This is a genomic window from Pectinatus frisingensis (genome assembly GCF_015732285.1).
GTDB classification, from domain to species: domain Bacteria; phylum Bacillota; class Negativicutes; order Selenomonadales; family Selenomonadaceae; genus Pectinatus; species Pectinatus frisingensis.
Window position 1 is genome coordinate 105,691 of sequence record NZ_WIQU01000007.1, and the last position, 16,819, is coordinate 122,509.

Sequence of the window (16,819 nt, forward strand, 5' to 3'; positions counted from 1 at the left end):
ATTTTGATAGGGGAATAAAGATAAATGGGAGATATAATAAAATATATCCTGGACATGGGGGCAGCAGTTTTTTTGCCAATTGTTATGATCCTTATAGCATTGGGGGTAAAGATGAAGTTCAAAAAAGCTGTGGTATGCGGTTTAACTTTGGGTATAGCTTTCACTGGAATGAATGTGGTGTTGGGATTTATGTTTCAATCGATAAGTCCGGCAGCTACAGCGTTTGTAAATAGTACGGGAATAAAACTTACCACGATAGATGTTGGCTGGGCACCGGTGGCAGCTATAGCATGGGCGTGGCCGTACGCATTGATAATTTTTCCGATACAGATAGGAATAAATGTTGTTATGTTGGCATTGGGATGGACAAACTGCCTTAATGTAGATATGTGGAATGTATGGGGAAAAATTTTAACGGCGACCTTGGTGGCAGCAATTACAGGTAGTATAGTTTTAGCATTTATTGCTGCGGCCATTCAGGTTGTATTGGAATTAAAAAATGCGGATATAGTGCAAAAATCAGTAGCAGATTTATCAAAAATACACAATATTACCTGTCCGCATGTTATGAACCTAGAAGGTGTCGTATTGGCACCGATAAGTAAATTGTTGGATCAGATTCCCGGAGTGAATAAAATTAATTTGGATTCTGATAAACTTAAAGAAAAAATCGGTATATTTGGAGAAAATAGTGTCATGGGCTTTATTGTCGGTGTACTTATTGCCGGGATAGGTCAATGCAGTTTAAAGGTGATATTACAGACTGGTGTTGAAATTGCCACAGCATTGGTGCTTTTCCCGCTTGTAGCAAATTTATTCCTAGAGTCTTTGGGTCCTATAGCTGAAGCCGCTGGTGATTATATGAAAAAAAGATACAAGGGCAGAGAATTCTGCATTGGCATTGATTGGTCGGTCATGGGCGGACGTTCCGAGCTTTGGGTAACTTCGATATTACTTGTTCCGGTGGAATTGATTTTGGCAATAGTATTGGCAAAATTTGGTATAAATAGTGTTTTGCCTTTAGCAGCAATAATAAATGTGGCTGCAACTGTGCCGGCACTTATTATAACCGGTGGCAATATTTTTAAGATGTTTATAATGGGTGTGATAACAACGCCAATATATCTAATTGTTTCTTCTGAGTTCGCACCGGTACTTACCAATTTAGCAGAAGTGCAACATACTCTTACAATCCCGCAAGGACAGCTTTTGACCTATTATGGTATAGAAGGACCAGAGTTCAGATGGATATTGACTCATGCTGCTAATGTGATAAATGGAGAATTTTGGGGGATAGGATTATTAATATGTTTCATGGGATTATTCTTTTGGTATGTTAAGTTTATGAAGAAAAAAGATATCCAAATGGAATTGAAAGAACAAAAAGACTAGATGCATGATGCAAAACCGGAGGGAGAAAATATGCTCGAGTATAAGAAGCAAGAATTAGTAGAAATGGCTAAAAAGGCAAGCAATGATGGATTGTGTAAGCATAAATCAGGAAATTTCAGTATCAGGGATGAAATCACCGGTTATATACTGATAACTCCCTCAGGTGTTGACAGGGAAGATTTAACACCGGAAGATATATGTGTAATGGACTCTCACCTAAATGTAATTGAGAACGAACATGATTTAAAACCAAGCAGTGAGGTGCTTATGCATATTTATGCGTATAAGTCGAGAAATGACATAAAAGCAGTCGTGCATACACATTCTCGTTTTGCAACGGCTTTTGCCGTATTGAAAAAACCGATACCGCCAATAGTTTATGAAGCGGCATATTACGGTGGGACTGTATATGTGGCACCGTATGGCCGGCCTGGTACTAAAGAACTGGCTAAATCGATAATTGAACCATTGAAAAAATCAGATGCCTGCCTGCTGGAAAGTCATGGTGTTATAACTGTGGGGGAAAGCATTGAAGAAACTTATCTTAAGGCTAAATATGTGGAGGAAATAGCAGAAATTTATTACAGGACGTTGACAATGAATAATAATAAAGAACCACATGTTTTATCTGATGAAGAACTAAAAAAATGGGAATATCCTTCCTATATAAAATTTAATAACAAATAAAATAAGACCTGCCTGCCCTTGATAAAGGGTAAGCAGGTCTTATCAGAATAATCAATTAATAGGCCTATTGTTATTGAGGACTTTGTTTATGGCTTTAGCAACACCGTCAGCGTTACAGGTATCAGTTATAAAGGTTGCTGCTTTTTTGGCGGGAACAATAGCATTACCCATAGCTGCAGAAGTACCGGCATAACCGAGCATGGCAATATCATTGTCACCATCACCTAGTGTCATTATATTTTCCCGATGGATGTTCAAGTATTCGGCTAAATATTTTAAACCGACCGCTTTGGTAATATCAGGTGGTGTTATATCGATCGTATAACCAGTATTTTGTTGGAATTTAACAAATGACCTAAATTTTTCTTCAAGCATTTGTGTAAGTTCAAGTGGTATTTTAGTATTGCTCCTGATTACTACCTGGGTAACTTTTTTAGTATAAGGTTTATAATTATGACCAACTTCAGTCATGTTGAATCCCTTTACAGTATGGTATCCGGAGAACATGTCCCAGGAAAAATAGGGTGCAAATTTTTGTGTGCCAATATACCAGCTGCAATAGATATTATGTTCGAAGAAAAAAGCTAATAGTTCTTCTACGGCAGCATCGTCAATATATGTTTCGAATATTGGTTCATCTGTATTAATGTCGCGTATCATAGCACCATTGCAGGATATTACAGGTACATTGGCCCCTATTGCTTTTCCAAAAAAAGCAGCAGCAAAATGCATACGGCCGGTTGCTATGGTGATATTTATTCCCTGTTCATAAGCTGATTGAAAAGCTTTTATGTTGGCAGGGCTGACTTTTTTTTCATCATTGAGCAGAGTGCCGTCTAGATCAGTAGCAATTAACTTTATTGGCATCGTAAAAAATCCGTCCTTTATGATTTACTTTAGCAATGAATAATAAAATATAATATCTTTCATGATATGGAAGATTATTAAATATAGTGGTTGGTTTATAATTTTTTTATAAGTTGTACTGCGGTTATTATAACTTATTTATTTTATAAAATAAATAGCGGAAATATTTGCTATACTATTATAAATAATATAATATATAAACAGGGGTTGTCGCAGGCAACCATTTTCATTCATAAATATGCAATATTTTGTTCCTTTTGTGGAGAATCGTGTAGCGGTGACGAATTGCATCTTTATGGGGCTAATGTTGTGCCCCATTGGAAAGTGCAGTTTGTATGATTAATTATGTAAATGGGTGTTTATATGAAAAAGGTTTTGACTATTGCAGGATCGGATTGCAGCGGCGGAGCAGGAATTCAGGCGGATATCAAGACAATTACAGCTCATAGAATGTATGCAATGAGTGTAATCACGGCATTAACAGCGCAAAATACCACCGGTGTATATAATATATCAAAAGTAGATGCTGATTTTGTGGCAGCACAGCTGGATGCAGTGTTTACTGATATTATTCCCGATGCGGTAAAAATTGGGATGGTTTCCAATGATGATGTAATAAAAGCAATTGCGCAAAAGTTGCGGCAATATGATGCTCAAAATATAGTGATTGATCCGGTTATGGTTTCTACATCAGGCAGCAAATTGATTGATAAAACTGCTGTTGAATCATTAAAGAAAGAATTATTGCCTTTGGCAAGGTTGATTACACCCAATATTTGTGAGGCAGAAGTATTGTGCGGATTCATGCCCCGCAATGACGAGGAAATGGAGAAAGCCGCTATAGCAATACATGATACAATTTTTGATGGGCGCAATGATGATTGCGGTGTGTTGATAAAAGGTGGACATCTTATTGGCAGTGCTGATGATATTATGCGCGATAAATCACTGACTTATATATATCACGGGAAAAGGATAAATAACCCCAATACACATGGAACCGGATGTACTTTATCATCAGCTGCTGCATGTAATTTGGCAGACGGAATGACGTTACATGGAAGTATTAAATATGCTAAAAAATACATTAATTTACTGCTGGCGGATAAATTAAATATCGGCCGGGGAACCGGACCGCTTAATCATATGGCGGCGTGCACGTGGATAACAAGGGATACACTATAACAGGCAAGAGTTCAATTGGGGCAGGGACAAGGCATGCTGAATGGGATATGGGAAAATAATAAATATGGTTATATAAGTTCATCACTCAGATTAAAGGCAATGCTGTCAGTATTGCGTAAGTATGATATAGTACGGGGTATGAATCCGCTCAAGATGCGTTTGATATTGGAAGCATTGGGGCCAACCTTTGTGAAGCTTGGTCAGGTGTTATCAATGCGGCCTGACTTTCTGCCCAGTGAGTATGTTTATGAATTAAGTAAATTACAGACTAAAGCTAATCCACTGTCGTTTGAGGTAATAAAAACCGTAATTGAAAAGGAATATGCCCAAAAATGGACTAATATTTTTGAATCGATTGATGAAACTGCATTGGGGTCAGCTTCAATGGCTCAAGTCCACAGTGCTGTGTTAAAAAATGGCGAACGGGTTGTTATAAAAGTTCAAAGACCGGGAATCTATGATGTAATGGCGCAAGATATTATGCTTCTTAAACGTACGGTGAGTCTTTTGCAGTTATTCAGTAAGTCTCGCGGTGTGATTGATTTCATGGCGGTGCTTGATGAGATGTGGAGCATTACAAAACAGGAAATGGATTTTATGATGGAGGCTGACCATCTGGATGAGTTTCGCCATCTGAACAGTGATGACCCTAATGTCGGTTGTCCGCAGGTTTACCGACGGTTGACAACAGCACGGATTTTGGTAATGGAATATATTGATGGAATACGGATAGATGAGATAGATAAATTAAAACAGGCTGGATATAATGTTGAACAGCTTGGTCGCAATTTAGGGAAAAATTATATTAAGCAGATTATAAAGGACGGTTATTTTCATGCAGATCCTCATTCCGGCAATATATGGGTGAGAAATGGCAAGATAATTTGGCTTGATTTAGGAATGATGGGACGTCTTTCGCAGCAAGAAAGAAGTGCTTTAAAAAAAGCTGTATATGCATTGGCTCATAATGATACTTTTGCTATGAAATCAGCAATATTGTCATTGGGTATAGCCAGAGGCAAAATAAATCATATAAAGTTGTATGAAGATGTAGACACATTAATGATGAGATATAATAATATGCGATTTGATGAATTGCATTTGGGTCAATTGTCTCAAGATATAATTGCTGTGTTACGGCAGCATAATCTGGGAATAATACCGGGACTTAGCATGTTTGCTCGAGGTATTATGACTATAGACGGGATTATGCGTATAACCTGTCCCAAGATTAGTTTTGTAGATATTTTAAAAGATCAGATGCAAAGTGATTTTTCAAAGAATTTTAATTGGCGCGACGAGCTAAAAAAAATACGGCAAGATGGTTATTCTCTTATGTATCGGTCAATGCAGCTGCCAGAACAGCTGTCGGATATGATAAAAATGACGATGAGTGGGCAGACTAAGGTCAATCTTGATTTGACCGGTTCAGAGGAGCCGTTGAAAAATTTTGACAAAATGATAAATAAACTTATAATCGGCATTATAAGTTCAGCTTTGCTGCTGGGATCTTCTATTATTTGTACGACCAATATGACACCTAAATTTCTGGAAATTCCTTTTTTAGGCGTTTTGGGATATTTGGCAGCGCTTATTTTATGCGCCCGCCTTTTGATAAGTATTTGGCGACATCGCTAAAAATAAAATGCAGAAGCAGTATAATTTGTTTTGTGGCAAAAATATGAAAGAGGCGATTTAGTTGCGTGGCATACGCGGGGCAATAACGGTAGAAAAAGATAATAAAACAGAAATATATGAGGCTGTTCAGGAATTGTTAAGGGTAATAATGTTAAAAAATGAGTTGACTGTGGATGATATCGGGGCGGCTATTTTTTCAGCGACACATGATGTAACAGCGGCTTTTCCGGCAGCAGCGGCACGCTGTCTGCCAGGTTGGAATTTAGTGCCGCTTTTTGATGCTCAGCAGATGGCAGTGGATAATAGCATCGAAAAATGTATAAGAGTGCTGCTTTTAACCGATAGTTCTAAAAAACAGTCGGAAATAGAACATGTTTATTTGGGTGGGGCAAGAAAATTGCGACCGGATATAAGTGTGATATAATCTTGTTAACTACATTGATATTGAATCTTGTTTTTAAGTTGGCAGTCCCATTTGTTAAAAGACAGTTGATTATCAATGATAGAGGATTGTATAAATATTCATAAAGCAGAAAAGGCTAAAAGATTAATGATAATTATTAATCGTGATAATGTAAAGCTGATAAAAAAGTATTGACAAGTGAAAATATGAGCCATATAATAAACAAGAATTAAATATTGTTCCGGTAAGTAAGGCTACTGCAAGGATATGGACTGTTGCCGCGGAGTGGTGGAGACACTATGAGAAGGTTTGAACAGGTGATATCGAAAAACAAGGTATCATCTAATACAGTTTCACCGCCTTGCAAAGTTAAAGCTCAAACGGTGGCGTGGTGTTTTTGCACTGCGAAAATATTATTTGATATTTTCCCATGTCTGCGGTTTGTAACCGGGACATGGGTTTTTGTTTTATTTGAGGAGATGAATGTGATGGATGATGGAAGTATTCGAAAAATGCCGGACTGGGGAAATTTAATTGATTTTTAGTGATATTAAGTATAGATTTTTATCAATGAATTAATATAAATAATATTTTCCACAGTCAGGCATTAAGAAAAACAATAAAATGAATTATTTTTCTTAATTGAATTGACTGTGGATTTTTTGCGCCCTTTTTTTAGTGGAAATGGTTAAATGATCTGCAAAAATCCATTATGAGAGGGAGATGGACACAATGTTTACGATGTTTTTGATGAGATTGGGAATAGCGGTGCTAGCCGGTATTTTGATTGGTATAGAACGTCAGCTGACAGGGCATCCGGCCGGAGTCCGGATCAATACACTGGTCAGCCTGGGAGCGTGTGTTTTTGTACTGTTTTCTATGGTAATTGAGCCGGAACATGTGGCGGATCTGTCCAGAGTGGCAGCGCAGATAGTTTCGGGAGTTGGTTTTTTATGCAGCGGAATTATTTTTAAAGAAGGTACTAGTGTACGCGGATTAAATACGGCAGCAACTATTTGGTGTTCAGCAGCAATTGGCGTACTTGCCAGTACTGGACAGTATGCTATTGTTTTGGCGGCTACGGGGGTATTACTCATGGTTAATTTATTGTTGCGGCCATTTGCTAATTGGCTGAAACCTTTGGAATATTTTGATGAAACGGAGAATGTATATCATATTTGTGTGACTTGTATGGAAAGAGAGGAATTGACCATACGAGAAAAAATCATGAATTATATTGCAGATACAAAATTAAAACTCATTAAACTGGAAAGTGGTGATATTATTGGTGAAAAAGTGGAGATTGAAGCAGTGGTTTCGTGTTATGGCAAACAAAGAAATGTAATTGCAGAAAAATTGATTGCCCGCTTGAGTATTAATAAAGGAGTAATCGGAGTCGGATGGAAAAATTTATAAATTGCATTGAACTGAAAGGGGTGAGGACAATGGATGATGCTGGTGGTCATCACAGGATAAACTTTGGGGAAAATAATAAAAAATTCAGATGTATTGATAAATATCTTATTTACATAAAAAGAATATTTATCAATACATCTGAAAAGATAAATTCCTCATAGCAAAATATGGAGGGAAGACAATGAAAAAAAGTGAAAATTTAAAAATGAAGGTTCAAAAAGAAAAAATCGAAAAAAGGCTTTTATCAGCAGTTAACAACAAAGAAAAATTTTTACGGACAGTGAACACGGATACAGAGGGATTATCATCGGAAGCAATAGAAAATAATCGTGAACTTTATGGTAATAATAAAATAGTGCATGGTAAAAGGCTGTCGTTTTTAAAAAAGATAACGAAAGCTTTCATTAATCCGTTTACGTCCATTTTGATATTTTTAGCGCTTATATCATCTTTTACAGATATAATTATTCCAATATATCAAAATTCACCTGATGATGTGGATCCTACTTCCGTAATAATTATTTTGACGATGGTTATCATTTCAGGGTTACTGCGATATATACAAGAATCACGCAGCGGCGCTGCCGCATCGAAATTATTGGAAATGATTACGACAACAGCCACTGTGGAAAGAAAGGAAACAGGGTTGGCAGAAATCCCCATTGACGATATAGTTGTTGGTGATATTGTACATTTATCAGCAGGGGATATGATCCCTGCCGATGTTTGTCTTTTGCAGGCAAAAGATTTATTTATCAGTCAATCAGTATTGACCGGTGAAAGTGAACCAGTCGAAAAATTTGTAGTAGAACAACCCGGTAAAAAGGGAAGTATGACGGAATACGAAGACTTAGTTTTTATGGGCTGCAATGTTTTAAGCGGCACAGCCAAAGCTGTGGTGGTGACTACAGGCAATGATACGTTATTTGGCACTATGGCTCAGGCAGTAGTTAAAAAACCGGCGATAACTAGTTTTGAAAAAGGGGTAAATTCCGTATCATGGGTGTTGATTCGGTTTATGTTGGTGATGGTTCCGGTTATTTTTTTCATTAACGTATTTACCAAGGGAAGCTGGTTTGATGCATTTCTATTCGGCATTTCTGTTGCAGTGGGACTGACTCCGGAAATGCTGCCGATGATTGTTACGACATGTCTGGCCAAAGGGGCAGTATCTATGTCCAAGGAAAAAACGATAATTAAAAATTTGAATTCCATACAAAATTTTGGCGCAATGGATATTCTTTGTACTGATAAAACAGGGACACTTACACAAAATCGCGTTGTACTGGAATATCATCTTAATGTACAAGGACAGGAAGATGTTCGGGTATTGCGGCACGCTTTTTTAAACAGTTATTTTCAGACCGGTTTAAAAAATCTTATGGATATTGCTATAATCAATCGTATGGATGAAGAAGCAAAAAAAGATGATCATTTGCAAAATTATCCTGGGCAATATATTAAAGTTGACGAAATACCATTTGACTTTACACGCCGTCGTATGAGTGTAGTTGTTGAAGATCAAGAAAAAAAACGTCAGATAATAACTAAAGGTGCAGTGGAAGAAATGCTGTCTATCTGTTCTTATGTAGAATATGATGGAAATGTATCAGAGATAACAGCGGAGCTACGCGATAAAATTAAGAAAACGGTCAAAAGATTAAATTTGGATGGGATGCGTGTATTAGCTGTTGCACAAAAAACGAATCCGGCACCAGCTGGGGAGTTTAGTGTCAAAGATGAATGCAATATGGTGTTAATTGGTTATTTGGCATTTTTTGATCCACCAAAAGAATCTTCATTTAATGCTATAAAAAGTCTTTGGGATTGTGGTGTAGAAACTAAAATACTCACTGGGGACAATCCTGAAACAACGTCATGTATATGCAAGCAAGTCGGAATTGAAACGAAGAACCTGCTGCTGGGCAGCGATATTGATGGTATGACTGATGAACAATTAAATCGTGCCGTAGAAAAAAGTAATGTGTTTGCCAAACTGTCACCGGAACAAAAAGCACGAATTGTTACTGCACTGCGGGTTAATGGACATACGGTAGGTTTTATGGGAGATGGAATAAATGATGCGGCTGCAATGCGGGCTTCTGATGTAGGTATTTCCGTAAATGAAGCAGTTGATATAGCTAAAGAAGCTGCAGATGTTATTTTATTGGAAAAAGATTTGATGATTTTGCAAAAAGGCATTATCGAAGGTCGTAAAACCTATGCCAATATGATTAAGTATATAAAAATGACTGCCTCGTCAAATTTTGGCAATGTGTTTTCTGTGGTTATTGCCAGTATGTTTTTGCCATTTTTACCCATGGAAAGTTTGCATTTAATTTTATTAAATCTTACTTATGATTTGTCTTGTACATCGATTCCCTGGGACAATGTGGATAAAGAGTTTCTAAGAGTTCCCCGCAAATGGGATGCTTCTTTTGTAAAATCTTTTATGCTGTGGTTTGGTCCAACAAGTTCAGTATTTGATATAACGACATACTTATTTATGTATTTTATCGTTTGTCCAATGATTGTATCGAATGGACTGCTGTACTCAGCCATTCCAGAAAGCGATACAGCTATGCGGGCTCTTTATGTGGCAGTTTTCCAGGCAGGTTGGTTTATTGAATCAATGTGGACACAGACTTTAGTTATTCACATGCTTCGTACACCTAAAATCCCATTTCTTCAAAGCCGCGCATCATTTCCTGTAATAACGCTCACTAGTATCGGGATCGCAGTGCTTTCCTATATACCATACACGTCATTTGGTGCAGATATCGGACTGGCACCTTTAAATAGTATTTATTGGACAATTCTCTTAGGCACGGTTGCTGTATATATGTTTTTAGTTACTGTTGTAAAAAAAGTGTACATTAAACGTTATGGAACATTTTATTGATAGTATTTAAAAAGTAGTAATAAGATAATAAAGAAACTGCCGCATGTAAATATTTTCATTCATAAATATGCATATTGGTTTTAATTGCCTGTCATTGAACGGACAATGGCAGGCTGCATTTTTATGAGGTCAATAGTAGTGTTCATGCGGCAGCCTTTTTGTTAGTTATAGTAAATTTATAGTGTAGCGTCATAAATTGATATGTTTTCCTTAATAAACCACAGATAAAAAGCGGCAGAACTGGTTTGGGCGCGCGACAGCAATATTTGGGCACAGTGGAAATAAATGTCTTCTGAAACGGATCCGTTTATAGATGGCATGAAAGCAACGGTAAATTTGGCATTTTCGATAAATAATTCCATGGGATTTTGACAGATTGGCAAGGTATTATCTGTCAGGACAGTAAATTCGCTGAGATGAGCCCTCACCCATCGCTCAAATTTTTTGTGGCCATGAAATAAATGAATACATACATGGTGGGGAACGGTCATATCCTGCAGTAGATGGGCAGCAGCGCCAAGATAGAAAAATGCTCTGGGGAAATTATGCCTTTTACTGGCTTGTTCTGCTTTATTCAAATAAGAAAAAAAGATGCTGCGGGCTGACGGGAGAAACCATAAACCGTGGTTAGTAGCAGGATTGAAAAAATGGCAGGTGTTTTTAAAGTTTAGATCTGCCCATACGACACCATTTTGCACTGCAGAAAAATTTTCCTGCAGTGTATGTAAGCTGACGGTTTTTTTGATAAAAGGGTTTTTGAGTAATTCTAATGCCTTTTTATTGCAAAATTTATGTGTTAAGCACAACTCATTGGTACGGTTAGTGTTTTCAACAATGTTTTGAATAAATAATGAAAATGCGGCAGGAATGGGAATATGGTTTAAGTAATCAGCTAAGTACATGACAGTCACCTTATTCAATGAATGACAGATAGATGTCAATGATGATCATCATTAATGCAGGATAATACAGATATTACATTTGTGCGATGACTTTTTGGCGAAAATCGTCAAGCTGGCAATAAAGATTTTTCCCCGGACATAATGTGCTGTTGAGGTCACGGTGTCCGTATATGACGTTGTTAGAAGGATTCAATTTATATAATTCACATAAAAATGCTGTAAGTTGTTCTCCAGATTGTAATTGCGGATCAGTAGGATAGGCTTCTTCAAAATCACCGACTATATTGATACCGATAGAAGTCTGGTTATATCCGTAGCAATGGGCACCTATCGTTGTGCGGGGGCGGCCGCGTTCTATTGTGCCGTCTTTTCGTATAACATAGTGATAACCTATTCCGGCCCAACCGTTGGCAAGGTGCCATTGATGGATTTCAGCAGCAGAAACATCGCGGTTCGTTCCGCCAACATGATGTATTATGATCATATCGGTACTGGGGCGGTCTTGCAGGGGCTGGGCAAACTGAAGGTAAGTTTCCTTTATATAAGGTGGAGATACATGATGGTCGTTTGCCGCATAGGCAATATTGGTCAAATGCAGATTTGGTGCAAGATAAAAGCTTCCTAAAGTATAAAGCGAATAAAGTAAAAATCTTCTGCGATTCATTGGCAAATGTCCTTTTTAATTACTTATTATATGGGAAAATTTAAGTGTGTATTCGCTGCAACACGCATAAAATATGGAAAGTGTAAATCAAGCCAAAAACGGATGAAAGTATGACTGTATGCCTGAAAGACAGGTATCCTGTTTAATTCATACATATCGTCGCGCTTGGCATCATCTCCCAGATTAACGGTGAAAGCAGCACGATAACCGTCTTTTTTAAGCAGGGAAATTACATGTTGATTGTAAGCCCCATAAGGATAGGCAAGGCAGTCAATATGATAGCCCAAATGTTTTTCCAGATCCAATTTGGAATCCAATAATTGTTTTTGAAGTTCATTATCATTATTTATTTTGTTCAAATATGGATGATTAAATGTATGTCCCTCAAAAGTAATGGTATCTCTCATTTTATTTATATCCTGCCATGAAAGGTAATTATTATAGCCAATATAGTGCGAAATGAGAAATATCGCAGCTTGAAGATGATATTGCTTTAGTATGGGATAAGCATTGGTATAGTTGTCTTCATAACCATCATCAAAAGTTATTAATACCGGATTGGGGGGTAATGGGACACCGTTTTGCAGATAATTGAATAATTGATCTGGTGTGATGGTGGTATAACCATTATCATTGAGATATTTCATTTGTGTAGTGAATTCCTGGGTACTTAAAGCCAATACTGTGTGGTTGGTATTGTTTATTTCGTGATAATTGAGGACAGGTATTTCTCTTTTGCTCATGAAGCGATTGATAGAAAAAACAGCTGCTAAAAGAAAAAATATTATAAAATAAAATTTCTTCTGTTTCCACATAAAATAGACAGCACTCCTGATATAGTTTTTTAGATTTATATATTCATGCTACAATACAAATGTGAAATTTTCCTGAAAAAGTGTCTTGAATTTAGATAAAAATGATAATAAAAATCATTATGATTATAAAATAACAAAAATTTTATAATTACAAATTAACACATATTAATTGACTGCGATGAGCATAGGTGTTATATTAAAGAGCACATATATTTTATTATTAGCAAAAATTTATGAGAGGAGTTAATATATGTGAATGGCGTAATTATGCTTGGATTAGCAATTATTATTTTTATAACAGGATATTTTACATATGGAAAATGGCTGGCACGTACCTGGGGAATTAATCCGCAGGCAAAGACACCGGCTTACAAGTATGAAGATGGTCAGGATTATACACCGGCATCAAAATTTATGGTATTTTCCCATCAGTTTTCTTCTGTGGCGGGTGCCGGACCGGTGACCGGTCCGATTATAGCAGCAATGTTTGGCTGGCTGCCGGCATTTTTATGGATTGTCCTGGGGGGACTATTTTTTGGCGGTGTGCAGGATTTTGTCTCATTATATGCATCAGTGAAAAATGATGGGAAATCAATGGGAGTACTTATTGAGCAATATATAGGTAAAACGGGTAGAAAATTATTTTTGTTGTTTTGCTGGTTGTTTACATTGCTTGTGATAGCAGCTTTTGCCGACATAGTTGCCAATACTTTTAATGGGTTTGCCAAAGATGGCAGCAGAGCACTGCCAGGAGCTGCCGCTGCTTCAATATCTATGCTTTATATTGTCGGTGCTTTGATTTTTGGAATTTTTGTGAAAAAAATAAAACCGACAGAACAATTAAGATTTGTAGTTGCCGTATTGTTAATGGCAGGGATGATTTGTCTGGGGATCGCTTTTCCCCTATATTTTTCACGTGATATATGGATTTTTGTTGCACTTGGTTATTCTTTTGTTGCTTCAGTGCTGCCAATGTGGTTGTTAATGCAGCCGCGGGATTATTTAAGTACGTTTTTACTTATTGGGATGATTCTTAGTGCTGTCGTTGGTATTAGTATTGCTAATCCGGCAATAAATATGCCGGCATTTGTAGGATTTGAAGTGAATGGGCAGAGTTTGTTCCCTATTTTGTTTATAACGATAGCCTGCGGTGCCGTATCGGGTTTTCATAGCCTGGTATCGTCAGGAACATCATCCAAGACAGTTGCCAATGAGCGCGATATGTTATTTATCGGGTATGGTTCCATGCTGGTGGAATGTGTGTTAGGTATTGCAGCTTTGATAATTGTGTGCGCAGCGGCAACAAATGGGCAGATGCCGGAAGGTACACCATTTCAGATTTTTTCAGGTGCTGTGGCAGGATTTTTGAGTATGTTTGGATTACCTAAGTTGTATGCTGTGTGTATTATTACTATGTGTGTGTCAGCATTGGCTTTTACGACCTTAGATACGGTAGTGAGAGTGGGGCGGCTTTCACTGCAGGAACTTTGCAAATCAGATGATGCCGCATCAATGAATGTAATCCAGAAATTATGTGCCAACAAATATGTTGCCACCTTTCTTACTATAGCTGTTGGCTATTTGCTTTGCCGTATCGGTTATATGAATATCTGGCCTTTGTTTGGTTCTGCCAATCAGCTTTTAAGTGCATTGGTATTGATATGTATGGCGGTGTTTTTGCGCATGACCAACCGTAAAGGCTGGATGTTATACATTCCTATGGGAATTATGTTTGTAGTGACATTTACTGCTTTGGGTCAGGCTGTTTACCATATTATAAATAAACTGGTCGATGGTAATTTTGTATTTATGAGCGATGGGCTGCAGCTGATATTGGCACTGGCTCTTATGATATTGGCAGTATCAGTGGTTAAACATTGTGGCAGAGAATTGCTGTCTGGAACATTAAAAAATTCTCAAACAGCTGCCGAAAAATAAATAATTAGATATAAAAAGGGGTTGTCATAGTAACATTAACCTGATAAATGCAATTCATCTTTTATGTAGTCTGTCCTTTTAAGGCCAGATGAGAAGAAAGAAATATTGCATATTATGAGCGAAAATGTTTACGTGTGATGACCCCTTTAAAATTTGCAGATATAAAAAATCACATGGAGAAAGACAGACTGAATAGACAATAAGTAAAATCGGGCTTGTACCGGATAAGGTTTTAGTATAATGAGAGGCACGGTTATATTTTTTAAAATTTGAATTTGTGCAGTTCAGCCTGCGATTCTTGTGCCAGTTTTGCCAGAGCCTCACTGGCTGAAGCAATTTCTTCCGCGGCAGCTGATTGTTCTTCGGTGGCAGCGGACACTGACTGTATTTCGGCTGATATGCTGTTACTGTGAGTGTCAATCAATTTAACATCATCATCGACATTTTTCGCATTTTCAGTTACTTTATCAACAGCTTGTGCCATAGAAGTCATTTGCGAAGACACTTTATCAACAAGAGTATCTATCTGACTAAACATATCACGCAGATTTTCTACGGATTGTGCACCTTCTACGACTTCCGTGCGGCCTTTTTGCATGGCGTTTACTGCACTGGAAGTTTCATTTTGAATATTACTTATTAATTCAGTTATTCGTGTAGCTGCATCCTGCGATTGTTCGGCAAGTTTTCTTACCTCCTCGGCAACTACGGCAAACCCCTTGCCATGTTCACCGGCTCTGGCAGCTTCTATGGCAGCATTGAGCGCCAGCAGATTGGTTTGGCCGGCAATATTGGATATGGTGTCGATTATTTGACCAATCTCCTGAGAACTTTGGCCAAGTTTTTCTACAATTTCTGCCGAAGCTTGCACAGTGTTTTCCACAGTTTTGATTTTATTTACAGAGGCATCTATTGAGCTGTTGCCTTCGGTAATATATTTGGCAACATTAGTAGCATTCTTAGTTACTTTGTTGGATTCATCACGAATATTTTCTATGGAACGGGTAATTTGTTCTACGGCATTTTTCCCTTTGTCTACAGCAGATTTATTTTGCTCGGTGATATCAGCTGTGTGAGTGGCAGATTCTGCTATTTGTACAGCAGTATGTGATGACTGGGTAGAATTTGCCGTGAGCTCTTCTGAAGCAGCAGCAACTTGTTCGGTCGAATCATTGATTTTTCTCATAAAATCAGCTATGCTTTTGCGAACATCAAAAAGGCTCGCGGCCATTTCACCAAATTCATCACGACGTGATGTTTTGGGACCATTTTCCCGGTAATCACCGGAGTGCAGGGTCTGACATACTTTTATCATTTCTTTTATCATTCGGGTTATTTCTTTTATAAAATACATGCAGGCAATAAATAAAACCGAAAAAACAATAAGTGTTTTTATGAGCATAGTATAGATTGCCGTCTGTATATCTTTGGCATTTTGTGCATTAGTATTTTTGGCGGTGTCATCTTCTTTTTTTTGCAGGGTGTTCAAACTGTCACGTAATTTTATCATATCGGCAGCACCCTTGTCTTCATAAAGAGCGGCTGCCTGTTGCCGATCTCCTTGTAAACTCAATTGCATGATGTTCAGCATTGTGCTTTTATAGTTTTTCCAGGCATCATCTGTTTGTGTTAAATCGTTTTTACCGGCTGAAGTCAATGACTGGTATTGAGACCATTGCTGCTCATAGTCACCGATAAATTTCATTATATCATTTTTTCGTGCCTGAAGCTTAGCTGGATCAGTTTCAATGGACGTCTGTAAAGCACGGCTTTGAATTATCCTGGTATCGACAATTGCATTGCTAAGGTAGTTTATAGACTGTAAATTTTGTGAATAGATACTTTCCATTGCTGCCTGGGCTTTGATTAAATAGGAATAGCCTGTATATCCCACTATAATCATGCCAATAGCAGCAACGGCAATTATTGCCATTGCTTTGTAAATGATTTTTAGATTTCTTAATCTTTCCATAGAATCTACTCCCCTTATATATTGTTGAATCATTATTC

Annotated in this window: 14 protein-coding genes and 1 riboswitch; of the genes, 9 read left to right on the plus strand and 5 right to left on the minus strand. The window is 37.5% G+C overall.

Annotated features, from left to right (window positions below; all coding sequences use genetic code 11):
• Nucleotides 1–24: 24 nt before the first annotated feature.
• Both I6751_RS00815 and I6751_RS00820 read left to right on the plus strand, forming a co-directional pair.
• Nucleotides 25–1,392, plus strand: coding sequence for a PTS galactitol transporter subunit IIC (locus tag I6751_RS00815; protein WP_196591499.1), 1,368 nt, complete (start codon nt 25–27; stop codon nt 1,390–1,392).
• A 30-nt stretch (nt 1,393–1,422) separates the two neighbouring features.
• The gene (locus I6751_RS00820; RefSeq protein ID WP_196591500.1) at nt 1,423–2,079 is read left to right on the plus strand and encodes a class II aldolase/adducin family protein; all 657 of its coding nucleotides are present in this window, start codon (nt 1,423–1,425) and stop codon (nt 2,077–2,079) included.
• 51 nt (nt 2,080–2,130) lie between these two features.
• On the opposite strand, the gene I6751_RS00825 is transcribed toward I6751_RS00820, so the two are convergent.
• A complete protein-coding gene (locus I6751_RS00825; protein ID WP_196591501.1) occupies nt 2,131–2,946 on the minus strand; it encodes a Cof-type HAD-IIB family hydrolase in 816 nt (271 codons plus the stop codon).
• 363 nt (nt 2,947–3,309) lie between these two features.
• On the opposite strand from I6751_RS00825, the gene thiD reads away from it, so the two are divergent.
• The 6 genes from thiD (at nt 3,310) to mgtA (ending at nt 10,490) form a co-directional block, all read left to right on the plus strand.
• Nucleotides 3,310–4,131 (plus strand): bifunctional hydroxymethylpyrimidine kinase/phosphomethylpyrimidine kinase, encoded by an 822-nt coding sequence (gene thiD / locus I6751_RS00830; protein ID WP_196591502.1) that lies wholly within the window; start codon nt 3,310–3,312, stop codon nt 4,129–4,131.
• Nucleotides 4,132–4,164: 33 nt separating this feature from the next.
• Nucleotides 4,165–5,769 carry an ABC1 kinase family protein gene (locus I6751_RS00835; RefSeq protein ID WP_182186769.1) on the plus strand — a complete coding sequence of 535 codons (1,605 nt, stop codon included), beginning with the start codon at nt 4,165–4,167 and terminating at the stop codon, nt 5,767–5,769.
• A 61-nt stretch (nt 5,770–5,830) separates the two neighbouring features.
• The gene (aroH, locus tag I6751_RS00840) at nt 5,831–6,193 is read left to right on the plus strand and encodes a chorismate mutase (RefSeq protein WP_182186768.1); all 363 of its coding nucleotides are present in this window, start codon (nt 5,831–5,833) and stop codon (nt 6,191–6,193) included.
• 212 nt (nt 6,194–6,405) lie between these two features.
• Nucleotides 6,406–6,567, plus strand: a riboswitch (M-box (ykoK) riboswitch).
• A 337-nt stretch (nt 6,568–6,904) separates the two neighbouring features.
• Nucleotides 6,905–7,588 carry an MgtC/SapB family protein gene (locus I6751_RS00850; RefSeq protein ID WP_196591504.1) on the plus strand — a complete coding sequence of 228 codons (684 nt, stop codon included), beginning with the start codon at nt 6,905–6,907 and terminating at the stop codon, nt 7,586–7,588.
• Complete coding sequence (locus tag I6751_RS00855; RefSeq protein WP_196591505.1) at nt 7,573–7,749, plus strand: hypothetical protein; 177 nt, start codon at nt 7,573–7,575, stop codon at nt 7,747–7,749. The genes I6751_RS00850 and I6751_RS00855 overlap by 16 nt, the downstream gene beginning before the upstream one ends.
• 20 nt (nt 7,750–7,769) lie before the next feature.
• Entirely contained in the window at nt 7,770–10,490 is a 2,721-nt protein-coding gene (gene mgtA / locus I6751_RS00860) for a magnesium-translocating P-type ATPase (RefSeq protein WP_196591506.1), read from the plus strand.
• A gap of 176 nt (nt 10,491–10,666) precedes the next feature.
• On the opposite strand, the gene I6751_RS00865 is transcribed toward mgtA, so the two are convergent.
• From I6751_RS00865 to I6751_RS00875, 3 genes are all read right to left on the minus strand, one after another.
• On the minus strand, nt 10,667–11,392 hold the full coding sequence (locus tag I6751_RS00865) for a zinc dependent phospholipase C family protein (protein WP_196598937.1): 726 nt from the start codon (nt 11,390–11,392) through the stop codon (nt 10,667–10,669).
• Nucleotides 11,393–11,465: 73 nt separating this feature from the next.
• A complete protein-coding gene (locus I6751_RS00870) occupies nt 11,466–12,056 on the minus strand; it encodes a peptidoglycan recognition protein family protein (protein WP_196591508.1) in 591 nt (196 codons plus the stop codon).
• Between the two features lie 26 nt (nt 12,057–12,082).
• Nucleotides 12,083–12,871, minus strand: a complete 789-nt coding sequence (locus I6751_RS00875; RefSeq protein ID WP_196591509.1) for a polysaccharide deacetylase family protein — start codon at nt 12,869–12,871, stop codon at nt 12,083–12,085.
• 252 nt (nt 12,872–13,123) lie between these two features.
• Between I6751_RS00875 and I6751_RS00880 the strand changes: the two genes are divergently transcribed.
• Nucleotides 13,124–14,809, plus strand: coding sequence for a carbon starvation CstA family protein (locus tag I6751_RS00880; RefSeq protein ID WP_196591510.1), 1,686 nt, complete (start codon nt 13,124–13,126; stop codon nt 14,807–14,809).
• A gap of 262 nt (nt 14,810–15,071) precedes the next feature.
• On the opposite strand, the gene I6751_RS00885 is transcribed toward I6751_RS00880, so the two are convergent.
• Nucleotides 15,072–16,781 (minus strand): methyl-accepting chemotaxis protein, encoded by a 1,710-nt coding sequence (locus I6751_RS00885; RefSeq protein WP_196591511.1) that lies wholly within the window; start codon nt 16,779–16,781, stop codon nt 15,072–15,074.
• Between the last annotated feature and the right edge of the window lie 38 nt (nt 16,782–16,819).